Source organism: Mesorhizobium sp. P2_F5 (assembly GCF_056403715.1).
In genome coordinates this window covers 184,187-200,871 of the sequence record NZ_JBFUEY010000001.1, presented here as the reverse complement: position 1 = coordinate 200,871, position 16,685 = coordinate 184,187, and the positions used below count along the sequence as shown (strand labels likewise).

The window sequence follows — 16,685 nt, the reverse complement described above, 5'->3', positions numbered from 1 at the left end:
ACAACCGAGGTCATTTGATCGCCTTGTAGGCATGCCAGGTAGCGTGCCCGAGCAGCGGAAAAACGACGATCAGGCCGACCATTGCTGTCAGGAGGCCGGCCGCGGTCAGCGCAACCACAATCGCGCCCCAAACGATCATGACAGGCCGATTGTTCCAGACGCGGGAAATGCTCATGCCCATTGCCGTAAAAGCGTCCGTCCGCTCGTCGAGGAGCATCGGGACGGAGAAAACGCTGATCGCAAAGGAAAACGCCGCGAAAACCCCGCCAACGACGGTACCCGTGACGAGCATGGCCCAACCGATGCCCGTGGTGAACAGCATCGAAGCAACATGGTCGAGGCCTGGAAACGGCCGCAAACCGAAGAACAGCGCGAAGAGAATGACGGCGGCGCGCATCCACAGCAAGGCCAGCCCCAGCATGATGACACCGGTGAACAAGACCTGGGCTCCGGAGGCCGGCCTGACGAAGATCATGCGCCGCAGCGAAACTGGTTCGCCGGCCTCGATCAGCCGGCTCTTTTCGTAGAGACCAATGGCGACAAGCGGACCGACGACCATGAAGGCAGCGATGGCGGGAAACAGGATGTAGTCAAGGCCGAGGAAGAATAGTCCCGCGACGATCGCGACTGAAACGATGAACACAGCGAGGCCGTAGGCAAGGCTGGAACCAGGCTCTGCCATAAGGTCACGCCAACCGGCGCGCAGCCAGCCAAGGGCGGCGCCGACGGGAAGATGGCGATTGCGGGCCACCACGAAGGTGGGGCCTTCCGCTGATGCCAGATCAACATTACCCATTGCGATGTTCCTTCCTGCCCTGCTTGGTTCGTTAGCAAGCCGGATCGGCGGCTTGGTAGAGGCCTCCCGGAATGGCGGATCGTGACACCTTGCTGTGTGGAACGCAGTCCGGCTGCGACATGATTGCCACGTAGAGGAAATGCCCGTTTGCAGCGGTTAATGTGGCAAGTCCAACGGCAACCAAGGCGATCGCCAGGGCCTTGCCGCGCCAGGATGCCCGTGGAGCGATCCCTCTTTCTGTTTTTTCAGCGGCGACCGTCACGATCCTTTCTCCGAAAGTGACAGGACATAAATTGCGAGGATCTTGCGTTGGGTCGTCGAAAGGCGCTGCTCCCACGACGGCATCTGTCCCTGGTGCCCCGCATAGATCGACGTGTGGATCGACTCGCTGTCTCCCCCATAGATCCAGCTGGCATCGGTGAGATCAGGAGCGCCGACGTCTTGTTTGCCTTTGGCATCCTCGCCATGACAGGCAACACAGTTCGCGACAAAGACTTCCTTTCCGCGAGAAACGGCATCAGGCGAAGCGACCGTCGTTTCGGTCGACCCGCCGAGAGACTGAACGTAGGCACGCACATCGTTGATCTGCGGCAGGCTGAGGATTCCGTCACGGCCGAAGGCGAGCATCTGCGAGGTCCGTGTTTCGTCATGCACTGAATTGATCCCAACGCGTAGCGTTTCGGCGATCGTCTCTGGAGTGCCGCCCCAGAGCCAGGCTGCCGCTGTCAGGTCGGGAAAACCCTTACCTCCCGTGCCACGGGCTCCGTGGCACGCCGCGCAATTGTCCTTAAAAACCGTCGCTCCGGCTTCGCGCACGGTTTCCATCAGCGCCGGATCTGCTCTGATCGCCGCGAAATCCATCTCGTCAATCCGCTTCGTCCATACCGTGCGTTCGGCGGTGGCCTCTTGAACCTGGCGTTCGACTGTCGTTTTCTGGTCAATCCCGAGAAGGCCCTTCGTGTATGTCCGGCCCAAGGGCCAGGCAGGCATGAGAATCCAGTATCCGACGGCGAAAAGGGTGGTCACGATCAGAAAGAAAATCACTACCCGCGGTACCGGGGTATAGAGCTCCTTTATGCCGTTCCATTCATGCCCCGTCGTCAGCTGGCCGCTGACCGGATCGCGTTCGCCTACTTCCATGGCTTGTCGTCCTCATCGAGGATGCTCTTCTTTGCCTCGTGGAACTGTTTCCGGTTCGACGGCCAGAAAACATAAATCAGGACGCCAACTGCCATGGCAATCAGGTAGAACAACCCCCAACTCTTCGTGAAGCCGACGACGGTGTCATGGTCGAGGATCATGTTGCAGGCTCCGCGGCTGCTGCCTGCTTGTGGGCAGCGTCGGTCAGGTGGCCAAGGATCTGGAGATAGGCGACCAGCGCATCCATTTCGGTAATGGTCGCCGGATCACCGTCAAAAGCCCTGACTTGCGTTGCTTCTCCGTAGCGCTTGACAACACCTGCGGCGAAATCACCATCGGGGGCGGTTTGACCGAGCGCATCCTGGGTCGCGTTGGCGATCATGTCGTCGGTATAGGGAACGCCGACTTTTCTGAGAGCGGCCAAATGCTCGCCAAGGTCGTCGATGCGGAGGGCATTGCGCTGCAGCCAGCCATATTTCGGCATGACCGATTCAGGCACGACGTCTCGGGGATTGATCAGGTGGGCGACCTGCCATGCGTCAGAATATTTTCCCCCGATGCGGGCCAGATCCGGTCCCGTGCGCTTTGATCCCCACAGCATCGGATGATCATATTTCGATTCGACGGCGAGCGAATAAGGACCGTAGCGCTCGACTTCGTCGCGCAGTGTTCGGATCATTTGAGAATGGCAGGCGTAGCAACCTTCGCGCGTGTAGATGTCGCGCCCAGCCTGCTCCAGTGGAGTGTAGACCCGCATGTCCGGCGCGTCCTCGACCGTCCCATCGATCGTGAACAGGGGGGCGATCTCGACAAAGCCGCCAATGCTGGCGACGACGACGATGGCCAGAACAAAGCCTAAGGCGTTGCGTTCAATCTTGCGATGGAATTCGGCCATGTCCTACTCCGCCGGCCGGGGGGCGAGCCTGGGCTCGGGAAGGTCAGCGGACTCCGCGGCGGGCTCCGGCTCGCCACGGATGGTCATCCAGATGTTGTAGGAGCCGACAACAGCGCCCATCAGGAACAGCAGACCGCCAAAGGCGCGCGCGATATAGTAGGGATGCATGGCGACCATGGACTCCACAAAGGAGTAGGTCAGCGTTCCGTTCTCGTTGTAGGTCCGCCACATCAGGCCCTGGAGGATGCCCGAATTCCACATCGCGAAGGCGTAGATAACCGTTCCGATGATGGCCAACCAGAAATGGACTTCGACCAGCCGCGCCGAATACATGCGCTCGCGCTTCCAGAGCCACGGAACGACGCTGTAGATCGAGCCGAACGTTATCAGCGCGACCCAGCCAAGCGCGCCGGCGTGTACGTGTCCGACGGTCCAGTCAGTGTAGTGGGATAGCGAGTTGACTGGGCGAATGGCCAGGAACGACCCCTCGAACGTGGTCAGTCCGTAGAAGACAGCCGCGGCCATCATGAAACGCAGGGTCGCGTCGTCGCGAACCTTGTGCCAGGCGCCGTTGAGCGTGGCCAGCGCGTTGCCGGCCGAAGCCCAGGAAGGCACGAGCAGTACCAGCGAGAACGTCATGCCGAGCGTCTGTACCCACTGCGGCAGAGCCGTGTAATGCAGGTGGTGGGAACCCGCCCACATATACATGAAGGTGATGCCCCAGAAGCTGATGATGGAAAGCCTGTAGGAATAGATCGGCCGCCCGGCCCGCTTCGGCAGGTAGTAATACATCATGCCGAGGAAGCCGGCCGTAAGGAAGAACGCGACGGCGTTGTGGCCGTACCACCATTGAACCATCGCATCCTGGACACCTGAAAACGCGGAATAGCTCTTGGCATGTCCGAGCGACACCGGAACGGCTAGGTTGTTCACGATGTGCAGGATCGCGACGACCAGGATGAAGGCCATATAGTACCAATTGGCGACGTAGATGTGGGGTTCCTTCCGCCGCGCGAGCGTGCGGATGTAGATGGCGAAATACGCCACCCAGACGATGACCAGCCAGATATCAGCATACCATTCGGGCTCGGCGTATTCCTTGGACTGTGTCACGCCCATGAAGTAGCCCGTCGCCGCGACCACGCAGAACAGATTGTAGCCGATGAGCACGAACCAGGGGCTGAACTGGTCTGGCAGCCGAGCGCGCGAGGTCCGCTGCAGCACATGGAAAGACGTAGCGATCAGCGCGTTGCCACCGAAGCCGAAGATGACGGCGCTGGTGTGGGCAGGGCGCAGGCGGCCGAAGCTCGCCCATGCTGCGTCGAAGGTCAGGTCCGGCCACGCGAGCAGACTTGCGACCCAGACGCCGAGGAACATGCCAACCACCGCCCAGGCCATGGTAAGCACGATGCCGACCTTGCTGGGGTCGTCATAGTAGTGCTCCAGCCGTTCTGGGGACGGCTCCGGCGCGTAGAAGGCGCCGAGCACCACAAAAATGAGACCGGCGCAGATCGCCAGGACGATGAAGCCATGCACGCCAAGTGGGTCGTCTCGGCCGGCTGCTGCCATCGCCAAGCCAGCGATCGCAACAAGCGTGAGGACCACGATTGCAAGCTGACGTTCGCTTATTGTGAGCTGTGCGACCATATCAAGTGTTCCCCCTTGGTTGAACACAAATGCGCCGAGGCGCCTTTATATGATCCTCTTGTTACTGCGCTGTCCAGAACAGCTAGCAGCCCAGCACGATGGATTCGACCAAGTCGGCTGCCGCTGCCTCGCCGCCCTTCGGCATTCCATCCTGTTGTTTTTCCCCTAGACTACTGACCTGACCTCTCAGCGGAACGTAACTTACGTGGATGGTAGGGTAATTCTCTGACTACAAGGTCGTTCGAAGGAGACCTAATTTAGCCTCAGGACAGCCATGAAGCGCGCCTCGCCGCAAGTCGGCTTTGGGTCAGCTCACGACGATGCCCGCGCCGACCTGAATGTCCGCTCTTGAAGCTTCCGCAGCCTGAAGCTGCCAGTCCGCTGTCGGCCCAAAGGCGACATCAGACATCTGCTCTGCATTGACCCTTCGGGCAACTGGCGGACCGCTTGGTGTGCCATCAATGGCTGAAGACGAGCGGTGGCGCGATGCGGTCGCGCCGCAGCCAGCGGGCCAGGAGCAGCACTGCCACCACCGCCAGACCTGACGCCAGGCCGATCCAGATGCCGACGCCGTGCAAGCCGAAATGGAAGGCAAGCAGCACGCCGAGCGGCAGGCCGATGCCCCAATAGCCGATGGCGGCATAGATCATCGGCACCTTGGTGTCGTGCAGGCCGCGCAGCATGCCGGCGGCAACGGCTTGCGCGCCGTCGAAGATCTGGAACAGGGCTGCAAAGGCGAGGAACGATACGGCAAGCGTGATCACTCTTGCATTGACCGGATCGGTCATATCGATGAAGGCGCTGATCAGCAGATGCGGCCATAGAACCATCACCAGCCCCATCAGCGCCATGAACGAGACGCCGATGACGAACGAGGTCCAGCCGGCGCGTGAGACGCCTTCCGGATTGCCGGCGCCATGGGCGAGCCCAACGCGCACCGTCACCGCCTGGTTGAGGCCGAGCGGCACCATGAAGGAGATCGAGGCGATCTGGATGGCGATGGCGTGCGCGGCCAGCGAATCAGCATCGATCAGGCCCATCAGCAGAGCCGCCGCATTAAAAATCGTCACCTCGAAGGCGAGGATGCCGGCGATCGGCAGACCGAGCCGCAACAGGCCCTTGAAGCGTGGCCAGTCGGCGCGCCAGAAGCGGCCGAACAGCCGGTAGCGGCGGAACTTCTTCTCCAGCATCACGACAGCAGCCATGCCAACAAACATCAGCATGCTCGACAGCGTTGTGGCCAAGCCGGAGCCGGCGATGCCCATTGCCGGAACACCGAGATTTCCGAACATGAACACCCAGTTGAAGAGCACGTTGCAGGCGACGGCAACGAAGACGATGACCAGCGCCCAGCCGGGGCGCTCCATCGCCGAGATGAAGGAGCGCAGCACGATGTAGCCGTAGAAGGGCAGCACCGCCCATTCGAGCCAACGCAGATAGATACCGGCTTGATGGGCCAGAACGGGCTCCTGTCCCATGGCCAGCAGAATGGCTTCCCCATGCCAGAGGACGATCCAGATCGGGATCGAGATCAGGATCGCCAGCCACAGGCCCTGGCGCACGGTGCGGCGCAGGTCGCGCACGGAATGGCGGCGGCGGCCGAGCTCGGTCGCCATCATCGGCGAGGTCGCCAGCATCAGGCCGAGGCCGAAGATCAGCGGCATGAAATAAAGGTTGGCGCCGAGCGCGCCGCTGGCCAGCGTGTTCGCGCCCAGACGCCCCATCATCATGACGTCGGTTGCAGTCATCGCGGTCTGGCCGAGATTGGTCAGCACCATCGGCCAGGCCAGCGCCAGTGTCGCCCTGATTTCCTGACGCCAAAGATTTTCCGGCGCATGAGCGCCGGCTTCGATCGCAGACATTGTCCTGCTCTTTCCGATTGCGGCGCGTCGGCAACGAGGCCGGAAGCCGCACTTCCAAACGGCAAAACCTTCGGTTTCGCAGCGTTTGCGTCGTTCTATTGGACGAAATGCGACATGATGGCAAGGGAGGACGGGCAGGCAGCGATTGAGCCAGAAGGCAAATTCCGCCTTCTCGCTTGGGCAGAGAAGCCCTTGCTCAGCCGATGCTCTCGCCACCGTCGATGACCAGCGCCTGGCCGGTCATGAAGGATGAGCGCTCGGAGACGAGGAACAGGATCGCTTCGGCGATCTCTTCGGCGCTCGCCCAGCGCCCCATCGGGATCTTGGTGCGGACATAGGTCTCGATCGCCTCGCGTCCGCCCATCTGGGCGATGAACGGCTCGTTGAATGGCGTGTCGACCCAGCCCGGGCAGAGCGCGTTGACGCGCACATTGTGCCGGGCATAGTCGAGCGACATCTGCCTGGTCATCGCCACCACCGCATGTTTGGACGTGGCATAGGCGATCATCTCGCGGTCGTAGAACACGCCCGAATTCGAGGCCGTGTTGAGGATGACGCCACCACCTTGCGCGATCATCGACGGCATGACCAGCCGCGCAGCGAGGAACTGCGCCCGCACATTAACGCGCCAGGAGGCATCCATGCCGTCGACTTCGACCTCGGTCAGCGTTCCGCCGACCTGGATACCGGCGTGATTGTGCAGGATGTCAATGCGGCCATATTTGCCGAGCGTGCCCGTGATGAGCCGCCCGACCGCCGCGTCGTCAGAGACGTCGGTGACGATCGCCTCGGCCTGACCGCTCGCCGCGCGGATGTCCGCCGCGGTCGTCTCGCCGCTGGCCTGATCCCGGTCGGCGATAACCACCAGCGCGCCTTCCCTGGCCATGATCATGGCGCCGGCACGACCGATGCCGGAGCCGGCGCCAGTTACCACGGCGATGCGGTCTTTGAGGATCATGATGCGGCTTTCAGTTTGACGGCTTGCGCTGGCGCAACTGCCATTGGGCAAGCACCACGAGCAGGACCGAGGCGACGAGCACGATGGTGGCGATGGCATTGATTTCCGGTGTCACGCCGCGCCGGATCGAGGCGAAGACATAGATCGGCAGCGTCGTCTGCGCGCCGGCAACGAAGAAGGCGACGATGAAATCGTCGAAGGAGAAGGTGAAGGCAAGCAGGAAGCCGGCGACCACCGCCGGCATGATCTGCGGCAGCACAATCGAACGGAACGTCGTCAGCGACGTGGCGTAGAGATCGCTCGATGCCTCGACCAGATTGCGGTCGAGGCTGGCGAGACGCGTGCCGACAATCATCGTCACCAGCGCCATCGAGAACAGGCCGTGGGCGGCGATAATCGACCCATAGCCCAGCGACAGCCGCGGCGGCTGGTCGTCAGGCCAGATCGAAGCGAGGAACGGATTGAGCACGCCAAACAGCTGGACCAGCGCAACCAGCGTGGAGATGCCGATGACGACGCCGGGAACGACGATCGCGGCACCCATCAGCGCGTCGAAGACGGCGCGGGTTCTGAGCCCGACCCGTGCCAGGCCGAGCGCCGCTGCCGTGCCGCACACAGCCGCCAGAAGCGCGCTGGTGGTGGCGATAAACAGGCTGTTCTTCAGCGCCTCGACCAGGAACGGGTTCGACAGCGCCGTGCCGTACCACTGCACCGAAAAGCCGGTGAACTCGCTGGCATGACGGCCGGCGTTGAAGGAGAACAGCACGACCAGCGCGATCGGCAGATAGAGGAAGGCAAAGACGGCGGTGACGAAGGCGCGCATCAGATCAGATCCACCCTGCGAGCGCCCGATACCCGTGTCGAAATACGATTGGCGGCGATCAGCACCACCACAGAAACCGCCACCAGCGTGATCGCGATGGCCGATCCGAACGGCCAGTTGCGCGACTGCAGGAACAGGTCGACCAGCGCATTGCCGATGAAGAACACCTTGCCGCCGCCAAGCAGCGTCGGGATCAGGTATTCGCCAAGCAGCAGGATCATGACCAGCGAGAAACCTGTCATCACGCCCGGCAGCGACAGTTTCAGCGTCACACCTAGAAAGGTTGAGAGCGGCGTCGCGCCGAGATCGGCGGAGGCCTCCAGCAGCCGACGGTCGAGCCGCTCGAGACTGACATAGATCGGCAGGATCATCAGCGGTAGATAGCCGTAGACGATGCCGAGCAGCACGGCGCCCGGCGTGTTGATCAGCCTGACATCCTCGATGCCGACAAAGGCCAGCAGCGCCGGGATGCCGCGTCCGCCCAGAATGTACATCCAGGCATAGGTGCGCATCAAAAGGCTGGTCCAGAACGGAATGACGACGAGCGCAAGCAGGATCAGCCGCCAGCGTTGCGGCGCCTTCAAGGCAAGGTAGTAGGCGACGGGATAGGCGACGAGCAGACAGGCGAGCGCGCCCACCGGCGCCAGCATCATCGTGTTCCAGAAGGCGGTCGCCCGCGCCGGGAGGTTGGCGTATTGCGCCAGCGTGAAGGCGGCCTGGTAGCCGCCCTCCGGCGCCCGCTCACCGACGCTGAACACGGCAATGGCGATGAACGGCAATACCAGAAACACCACCAGCCACACTGTAGCCGGAGCGAGCAGCAGCGCTGTCAGGATATTATGCCGAAATCTGTTGCCGTGCATGGAAACCGCCCCGATGCCGGCGGACATATGCCCGCCGGTTTTCCGTTTGCGTCAGGCCGGCTTCAAGCCGACTTGAAGCGCGCCATCAGCTCGGCGCGGCCCGGATCGGTCAGCGTTGCCGCCGCGCCGAACTCAAGCGGCGTCAACAGGTCGGCCGCAGGATAGAGGATAGGATTGTCCAGCACTTCCTTGGGCAGCAGCTTGTTGACGCGCGCATCGGTCGAGGGCGCGCCATTGGCCAGATGCTCCTTCACCGCGACCTCAGGGGTCATCAGATAGTTGAGCAAGGCATAGCCGGCAGGCTTGTTCGGCGCATCCTTCGGGATGGCGTAGAAGTCGGTCCAGATCTCGCCGCCTTCCTTGCCCAGCACATAGGCGATCTCGGGGATATCGCGATGCAGCTGTGCGCCGTCATTCGTCCAGCACATGGTCATCCAGGCGTCGCCCGCCCGCATGCCCGGCTGATAGTCGGACGAGACCGCGAACAGATGCGGCTTGACCTTGAGCAGCAGTTCCTCCGCCTTGGCGAGTTCGTCCTGCTTAAGCGAGTTGAAGGAATAGCCGTAATATTTCAGCGCGTTGCCGATGGTGGTCAACTGATAGTCATGCACCATGGTGCGGCCATCGCCCTCGACCATGGCGACGTCCCAGAACTCCTTCCAGCTGGTCATCGGCTTGGCCAGCTTCTTGGTGTTGACGGCAAAACCGGTCGTGCCCCAGTTCTTCGGCACCGCGTAGGTCGTGCCCTTGATCGTGCCCTCCGAGGTGAAGCGTGGGTCTTCCTGGGAGCCGTCGAAATTCGGCAGCTTCGCCATATCGAGCGGATCGATGATGCCGAGCTTCTTGTAGGTCGAGATCGTGTAGTTGGTCGGCACGAAGAGGCTCCAGCCCGAGGCGCCGGCCTGCAGCTTGGCCAGCATTTCCTCATTGGAGCCGAACACGTTGACCTCGACGGCGACGCCGGTGTCCTTCTTGAAGTTTTCGAAGGTCTGCGGGTCGTGATAGTTCGGCCAGGTGGCGATCGACATGCGGTCGCCAAGGTTTTCGGCGGCAAAGGCCGACGTCGGCATGATGCCGATCTCGCGCGCCATCACCGCGGTCGCGATGCCCAGGCCGGTGAGGCCGAGGAAATCGCGGCGGCCGATCGAGCCGCGCTTCAAACGCATCAGTTGGTCGACGAAGTTCTCAGGGCTTATCGGCAGTCCGTCACGATATGATTTCGACATTTTTTGCTACCCTCTGGTTGGTCCCGTTGTTCTTGGTCTCCGGAAACGCCAGCGGCGTCCCGGAGGCAAAGCCGATGGCGACGGGTTCACCCGGCTTGAAGAGATTGCCATGGCCGATCACATGGTCGGCCTTGGCCAGCAGCGTTCCGATGCCTTGCACCTCGATCGCGTATTCCGCGGTCGAGCCCAAAAATATCCGGTTGCGGACGATGCCCTTGAACGGGCTGCCTTCCGTGGCGCCGAGGCTTAGCGATTCAGGGCGCAGGCTGACCGAAACGGTCTCGCCTTGCTGCAAGGCGGTTCGCTTGCGCGCGGCAATGACGGTTCCGTCGGCGAGCGCCACATTCACCAGATCGCCTGTATGCCCGGCGACCTTGCCGCTCAACAGATTGGTCTTGCCGACGAAATCGGCGACGAACAGGTCGGCCGGCTCGTCATAGATCTCGCTCGGCTGGCCGAGCTGGACGATACGGCCGCCGTTCATGACGCAGACGAAGTCGCTCATCGACAGCGCTTCCTCCTGGTCGTGGGTGACCAGCACGAAGGTGATGCCTATCTCACGCTGCAGGTTCTGCAGCTCGATCTGCATGTCGGTGCGCAGTTTCTTGTCGAGCGCGGCAAGCGGTTCGTCGAGCAGCAGCACCGCCGGCTTGTTGACCAGGGCGCGCGCCAGTGCGACGCGCTGCTGCTGGCCGCCGGAGAGTTCGTGGATCTTGCGGCCGCCATAGCCGGCGAGCCGCACCATTTCGAGCGCTTCGCCGGCGCGGCGGCCGATTTCCTGCGACGACAGGCGCGGCCGTGCCTGGCGCAGTCCGTAAGACACATTGGCTTCCACATCGAGGTGCGGAAACAGCGCGTATTGCTGGAACACCATGTTGACCGGCCGGCGATAGGGCGGCGTGCCGGCCATGTCCCGGCCGCGGATGAACACCTGGCCTTCGCTCGGCTGCTCGAAGCCGCCGATCATGCGCAGGCAGGTCGTCTTGCCGCAGCCGGACGGTCCGAGAAGGGCGACAAAGGCGGACGGAGGGACGGTCAGATCGATGCCGCTGACAGCGGTCACCGCGCCATAGCGCTTGGTGACGCCGCGAAACTCGATGTCGGGCACTGCGGTCAAAGTGCTGGCTCCAGCAACAGGGCTATGTCAGGACGCTACCAGAGCCAATGGCGGCTAGTATATACCTCGCAGGTGGTATATCTGATCTATTTTCTCGTTTAAGGGGGTATAGTTTGAGTGCGTCCCGCAGCGACGAATACAGCCAACTCGCTGCCCTTATCGCGGCGACGCGAGAGACCAACGGCGACCTGTTCGGCCAGGCTATGGTCGATTGGCTGAGGCAGCATGTCAGCTTCGACCACTGCGTGATCTTCGGTTATCGCGGTGCCTCGCGACCGCCGCTGCTGTTCGAAACCTTCTCGCCGGCCGAGAGCCATGTCTTCGTCACGCTCTATCAAGAAGGGCCTTATCTGCTCGATCCGTTCCACCACGCGGCGGTGGAGCGCAAGGAGGGGTTCTGGCGTATGCGCGAACTGGCGCCCGACCGCTTCTATGCCAGCGAATATTTTCGCACCTACTACAGCCAGACAAGGCTGGCCGAGGAGGTCGGCTTCTTCGTGCCATTGCCCGGCAAGGATGCGCTGGTGCTGTCGCTGATGCGATTGCAGGCCTCGGGGCCCTTCGGCACCGCCGATACCAGGCTGCTGCGCGACATGGCGCCGGCGGTGATCGGTTTCGCCCGGTTGCGCTGGCCCGCACTTACGGCTGACGAGCCGGACGAAGCGGAGCAGGGCGAAACGATCGCGGCGGTGAACGAATTCGACCGCGCCCACATCTGGGAGAGCCTGTCGCTGACTCCGCGCGAAAAGCATGTCGTCGATCTGGTGCTGCAGGGGCATTCCACCGAGTCGATCGCGAGAGCCATGCGCATCGTGCCGGGAACCGTGAAGGTTCACCGCCGCAACATCCATCGCAAGCTCGGCATCAAATCCCAGGCCGGGCTGTTCGCCCGTTTCATCGAGATCATCGAGAGCCGGCGTTGAAATCGCGAAGATAGACATCGTTCACTTGCCTGCGACAGACTGCTAGAGCGTTTCGCCGTTTCACGGAAACGGTGAGCCGCTCTATCTCTTTGTTTCTACGCAATTCCCAAGGGAAAGCGCTACGCGCTTTTCCCGGGAAAACCGCTCACACTTTTCCTGAATTTGCTCTAGGAACGAGCCGAGACCGGACCGCATCCGGATTTCGCCCGGAGAGCAGACGATGGCATTCAGGCGCAGAAAGAACACGGCCGCGATCCCGCGCACGGTGCCTGCCTTCGAGCATATCGTCACCGAGGCGAGCGACAGTTTTCTGTGGCGGCTCGACGACTATCCCTGGGAACGCAATGTCTGGAATTTCCATCCGGAATACGAAATCCATCTCCTGAGGAAGTCTTCCGGTGTGGTGCTGGTCGGCGATCACATCGGCGAGTTCGGGCCGGGCTACCTGACCATCGTCGGCGGCGGGCTACCGCATGACTGGGTAACGGCGGTGCAGCCAGGCGAGCTGATCGAAGGGCGCGACATCGTCCTGCAGTTCGATCCCGAAAGGCTGCGCGGATCGGCCGGGTTGTTGCCGGAGCTGCGCGAGTTGGAGCCGTTCCTGGAGCGGTCGCTGCGTGGCATCGTCTTCCATGGCCGCACCGCGCTCGAAGGCGCCGCGCTGATGGAGCGGATGGGCACGGTGCACGGGCTCGCCCGGCTTTGCCTGTTCCTCGAACTGGTGGATCTGCTGGCCAGGACCGACGAATACGAGCTTTTATCGTCACCGGATTTCTCGCCCGCCCTCGACGCCACCTCGCTGGACATCATCCAGCGCACGCTGACCTATCTGTTCCAGCATTTCGCCGAGGACCTGAAGCTGCCGGAGGTGGCGGAACTGGCGGGGATGAGCGAAAGCACGTTCTCGCGCTTCTTCCAGAAAAACACCGGCAACAGTTTCAGCGACCACATCGCCAAGCTCCGGCTCTGGCAGGCCTGCAAGCTGCTCGCCGACACCGATATTCCGATCACCGACATCTGCTTCCAGGTCGGCTACATGAATATCTCCAACTTCAACCGTGCCTTCCTGCGCAAGCACAGGATGACGCCGTCATCCTACCGCAAGCTGTCGCGGCAACGGCTGACGCTGCGTGCCTGAAACCGGCCTTCTTCTCTCCATCGGTACTCATCTGACGAAGCGCGTTCAGATCGTTCGACTTTTGCAGCGCACAATGCATAAAAGTACAGGTCTGCTGCACCGGGGCTTCTAGCGCGGCCTTTAGTAACTCCTCATTTTGGCGATGGGTGGCTTGTCGCTCGGGCGATGGCGAGGATCGCGCAACCGAGGACTTCCGCTTCCTGCGACTGTTCCTGGAGGAGAAAACCAATGAAACCAATTCGGCTCGCTGCGAGCATAAGCGCAGCTTTCATGCTTACCACCACCCTCTCGACCATGGCGCTGGCGGCGCCGGTCTGCTCGACGCCGGTCAAGGTGCTGGCGCAGCCGCGCGACGGCCTGACGCTGCTGGAAGAGTCCAAGGACGAGTTCCAGAAACTGGCCGGCGCCAGTTTCCAGATCGACTATCTCAACGAGAACGACCGGCGGGCAAAGTCGCGCGCCGATGCGTCCACTGTCGGCAACTACAACGTCTACTATGTCGACGAAGCCAATGTTGCGCTGTTCGCCTCGTCGAAATGGATCGTGCCGCTGACCGATTATTATCCGGCTGACTATGACTATGCCGATTTCGATCCGGGCCGGCAGAAAGTCGCCACCTATGACGGCAAGGTTTGGTTCGCGCCGCTGACCGGCGGCGGCGACCTGATGGTCTACCGCAAGGACATTCTGGAGGCCGCCGGCATCCAGCCGCCGAAGACACTGGACGAATTGATTGCCGACGTGCCGAAGCTGACCGACCCGGACAAGGGCATGTACGGCATTGCGCTGCGCGGCGCGCGTGGCTCGGGCGCCAATGTCTGGCGCTGGATGCCGTTCTTCAAGGCCTATGGCGGCAAATGGTTCGATGGCGACAATCCGGCTTTCAACTCCGAAGCCGCCGTCAAGGCGACCGAGACCTACCTGAAGCTGTTCAAGGATTCGGCGCCCGGCACACAGACCGGCAGCTGGGATGAATCGACCGGCGCGTTCCTGTCGGGCCAGGTCGCCATCCTCGTCGAGTCGACGCCGCTGTCGGGCATGGCCGTCGACCCGAAGACCTCGCAAGTGGTCGGCAAGATCGGCTTCCTGCCACCGCCGTCGCCGCTGACCGGCGGCGGTTATGGTCATGGTCTTGCCATTGCCGCCAAGGCCAACGTCGATGATGCCTCGAAGCAATGCGCCGGCCTGTTCATCGCCTGGGCGACGTCGAAGGAGAACGAGAAGCGCCGGCTCGACGCGCACCAATTCGGTGAACTCAACCGCACCAGCATCCTGTCCAGCAAGGAGTTCGCCGACATTTACGGCGCCGACCTCGGCCAGGCGCTTGCCGAGACCGGCAAGGTGACGGCGGTCAACTTCTGGCAGGATCCGCGCTGGCCGGATCTCGGCGACCGCTGGGGCATCATCCTGGAAGAGCTGGTCACCGGCACACGCACCGACGTCAAAGGCGGCCTCGATGAGCTCGAAGCCTACGCCAACGAGTTGGTGAAGAAGAAGTAATCCTCCCGCCCGCGGCGCGCGGTCCACGGCATTCAACGCAATGCCGGGACCTGTGCGCCGCGGGTCCCCCGCCACTCCCGAAAGGCATAGCCCGAGGATAGGCAATGCGCCGACGCTCTTCCTTGCCCGTGACGTTTCTCGTTCCGACGCTCGCCATTCTTCTGGTGTTGTCGATGGTGCCGACGCTCTACGCCATCGTCATCGCCCTGCAGAACCGCGAACTGAGCTCGTCGGACTATTCCTGGGTCTGGCTGTCGAACTTCATCGATCTGTTCCTCGACCGGCGTTTCCTCAACGCCGTCTGGGTGTCGGTGAAATGGGAGGTCGTCACCGTGGTGGCGACGATGGTGGTGGCGATCGGGCTCGGCGTGCTGATGTTCGAAGTGGCGTCGCCGCGGCTGCGCAACATCTACTGCCTGCTGTTCATCATCCCGGTGCTGTTGCCGCGCGTCTCGGCGGCCTTCGTGTGGAAGTTCGCCTATCATCCGCTCTATGGCATCGCCACCTACCCCTACCGGCTGATCACCGGCGGGCTGATTTTCGATCCGCTGTCGAAACCATCGACGGCGCTGTTTGCCGTCGCCTCGGTCGATGTCTGGCAATGGGGGCTGTTCTTCGCCGTCATCGTGCTGAAGCTCCTGGAGACCTTGCCGCCGCAGCCGATCGAAGCGGCGCGGCTCGACCATGCCAAACGCTGGCAGATCCATGCCTACGTGACCTTGCCGATGCTGAAGGCGCCGCTGATCAGCCTGATGTTCGTCAAGATGATCGAATCGCTGCGCTCCTTCGACCTGATCTATGTGATGACCCGCGGCGGGCCGGGCGTGGCGACCGAGACGCTCGACATGTACGCTTTCTCGCAGGGCTTCATCGAATCCGGCAAGGTGTCCTACGCCTCGGCCATGGCGGTGCTGATGATGATCGCGACCGTGATCACCTTCACCATGCTGTGGAAACGGGTGCAGGCATGAGGCCACATCACGCAAGATTGGGCCTGCTCATTGGCAAGACCGTCCTGGCATTTGCCGGCTTCATGGCGGTGTTTCCGCTCGCGTGGACGGCGCTCAATTCGCTGAAGAACAATGTCGACATCATCACCCGCGTGCCGCGCCTGGTGTTCACGCCGACATTCGACAACATCAGCTACATCATCGGCCGCGACAGCGTCATGACCGGGCTCTACAATTCGGTCATCGCCTGCGGTTGCGCGGTGCTGATCGGCGTCGTGCTCGGCCTGCCGGCCGCCTATGCCGTAGCGCGCTACCCCAACCGTTGGGCCGGCGACATCCAGTTCTTCGTGCTGTCGCTGCGCTTCCTGCCGCCGGTCGCGGTCGCCATTCCGCTGATGGTGATCTGGCTGCAGATCGGGCTCTACGACACGCTGCCGGCGCTGATCGTCACCTATTCGCTGCTCACCATCTCGGTGATCATGTGGCTCGCCATTCCCGCTTTCCAGGCCGTGCCCAAGGAGATCGAGGAAGCCGCCTTCGTCGACGGCTACGGCGCCTATTCGGTGTTCTGGCGGATTGCGCTGCCAGTTGCGGCGCGCTCGCTGATCGGCGCTGTCGCCTTCAGCTTCGTGCTGGTGTGGAACGAGTTCCTGATCGCGCTGATGCTGTCGAGTTCCAACGCCAAGACCTTGCCGATCGTCGCTTCCGAACTCTCCCAGCAAGGCATGAACGTACCGTGGGGAATCCTCAACGCCTCGGTCGTGCTGTTGTCGCTGCCGCCGTTGCTGTTTCTCGGCGTGCTCAGCGGCTTCCTGAATTCCGTTTTCCGGCAAAAAAAGACTTGATG

17 protein-coding genes are annotated in these 16,685 nt (G+C 62.2%); 5 read left to right on the top strand and 12 right to left on the bottom strand.

The features are described 5' to 3' along the window. Positions 1-10: 10 nt before the first annotated feature. From AC1DYO_RS00975 to AC1DYO_RS00920, 12 genes are all read right to left on the bottom strand, one after another. Complete coding sequence (locus AC1DYO_RS00975) at positions 11-796, bottom strand: DUF2189 domain-containing protein (RefSeq protein ID WP_477259431.1); 786 nt, start codon at positions 794-796, stop codon at positions 11-13. A 31-nt stretch (positions 797-827) separates the two neighbouring features. Further along, on the bottom strand, positions 828-1,058 hold the full coding sequence (locus tag AC1DYO_RS00970) for a hypothetical protein (RefSeq protein ID WP_477259429.1): 231 nt from the start codon (positions 1,056-1,058) through the stop codon (positions 828-830). Then, positions 1,055-1,936, bottom strand: coding sequence for a cytochrome-c oxidase, cbb3-type subunit III (gene ccoP, locus AC1DYO_RS00965; RefSeq protein WP_477259427.1), 882 nt, complete (start codon positions 1,934-1,936; stop codon positions 1,055-1,057). Before ccoP ends, AC1DYO_RS00970 begins: the two co-directional genes overlap by 4 nt. Continuing rightward, positions 1,927-2,097, bottom strand: a complete 171-nt coding sequence (locus AC1DYO_RS00960; protein ID WP_477259425.1) for a cbb3-type cytochrome c oxidase subunit 3 — start codon at positions 2,095-2,097, stop codon at positions 1,927-1,929. The genes ccoP and AC1DYO_RS00960 overlap by 10 nt, the downstream gene beginning before the upstream one ends. Further along, positions 2,094-2,831, bottom strand: a complete 738-nt coding sequence (gene ccoO / locus AC1DYO_RS00955; protein ID WP_477259423.1) for a cytochrome-c oxidase, cbb3-type subunit II — start codon at positions 2,829-2,831, stop codon at positions 2,094-2,096. Before ccoO ends, AC1DYO_RS00960 begins: the two co-directional genes overlap by 4 nt. A 3-nt stretch (positions 2,832-2,834) precedes the next feature. After that, on the bottom strand, positions 2,835-4,478 hold the full coding sequence (ccoN, locus tag AC1DYO_RS00950; protein ID WP_477259421.1) for a cytochrome-c oxidase, cbb3-type subunit I: 1,644 nt from the start codon (positions 4,476-4,478) through the stop codon (positions 2,835-2,837). Positions 4,479-4,936: 458 nt separating this feature from the next. Next, complete coding sequence (locus tag AC1DYO_RS00945) at positions 4,937-6,340, bottom strand: MATE family efflux transporter (protein WP_477259419.1); 1,404 nt, start codon at positions 6,338-6,340, stop codon at positions 4,937-4,939. A 196-nt stretch (positions 6,341-6,536) separates the two neighbouring features. Next, positions 6,537-7,298 carry an SDR family NAD(P)-dependent oxidoreductase gene (locus AC1DYO_RS00940; protein ID WP_477259417.1) on the bottom strand — a complete coding sequence of 254 codons (762 nt, stop codon included), beginning with the start codon at positions 7,296-7,298 and terminating at the stop codon, positions 6,537-6,539. A gap of 10 nt (positions 7,299-7,308) precedes the next feature. After that, positions 7,309-8,121, bottom strand: a complete 813-nt coding sequence (locus tag AC1DYO_RS00935; RefSeq protein WP_477259415.1) for an ABC transporter permease — start codon at positions 8,119-8,121, stop codon at positions 7,309-7,311. After that, on the bottom strand, positions 8,121-8,984 hold the full coding sequence (locus AC1DYO_RS00930; protein WP_192255222.1) for an ABC transporter permease: 864 nt from the start codon (positions 8,982-8,984) through the stop codon (positions 8,121-8,123). Before AC1DYO_RS00930 ends, AC1DYO_RS00935 begins: the two co-directional genes overlap by 1 nt. 62 nt (positions 8,985-9,046) lie before the next feature. Then, positions 9,047-10,210, bottom strand: coding sequence for an ABC transporter substrate-binding protein (locus AC1DYO_RS00925; protein ID WP_477259413.1), 1,164 nt, complete (start codon positions 10,208-10,210; stop codon positions 9,047-9,049). Further along, positions 10,191-11,327 (bottom strand): ABC transporter ATP-binding protein, encoded by a 1,137-nt coding sequence (locus tag AC1DYO_RS00920; RefSeq protein WP_477259411.1) that lies wholly within the window; start codon positions 11,325-11,327, stop codon positions 10,191-10,193. Before AC1DYO_RS00920 ends, AC1DYO_RS00925 begins: the two co-directional genes overlap by 20 nt. A 113-nt stretch (positions 11,328-11,440) precedes the next feature. Between AC1DYO_RS00920 and AC1DYO_RS00915 the strand changes: the two genes are divergently transcribed. The 5 genes from AC1DYO_RS00915 (at position 11,441) to AC1DYO_RS00895 (ending at position 16,683) form a co-directional block, all read left to right on the top strand. Continuing rightward, positions 11,441-12,250, top strand: a complete 810-nt coding sequence (locus AC1DYO_RS00915) for a response regulator transcription factor (protein ID WP_477259409.1) — start codon at positions 11,441-11,443, stop codon at positions 12,248-12,250. Positions 12,251-12,470: 220 nt separating this feature from the next. Then, on the top strand, positions 12,471-13,388 hold the full coding sequence (locus AC1DYO_RS00910) for an AraC family transcriptional regulator (protein WP_477259407.1): 918 nt from the start codon (positions 12,471-12,473) through the stop codon (positions 13,386-13,388). A 228-nt stretch (positions 13,389-13,616) separates the two neighbouring features. Then, a complete protein-coding gene (locus AC1DYO_RS00905; RefSeq protein WP_477259405.1) occupies positions 13,617-14,888 on the top strand; it encodes an ABC transporter substrate-binding protein in 1,272 nt (423 codons plus the stop codon). 104 nt (positions 14,889-14,992) lie between these two features. Further along, entirely contained in the window at positions 14,993-15,859 is an 867-nt protein-coding gene (locus AC1DYO_RS00900) for a carbohydrate ABC transporter permease (protein ID WP_477259403.1), read from the top strand. Next, positions 15,856-16,683, top strand: a complete 828-nt coding sequence (locus tag AC1DYO_RS00895; RefSeq protein ID WP_477259401.1) for a carbohydrate ABC transporter permease — start codon at positions 15,856-15,858, stop codon at positions 16,681-16,683. The genes AC1DYO_RS00900 and AC1DYO_RS00895 overlap by 4 nt, the downstream gene beginning before the upstream one ends. The last annotated feature ends 2 nt before the right edge of the window (positions 16,684-16,685 follow it).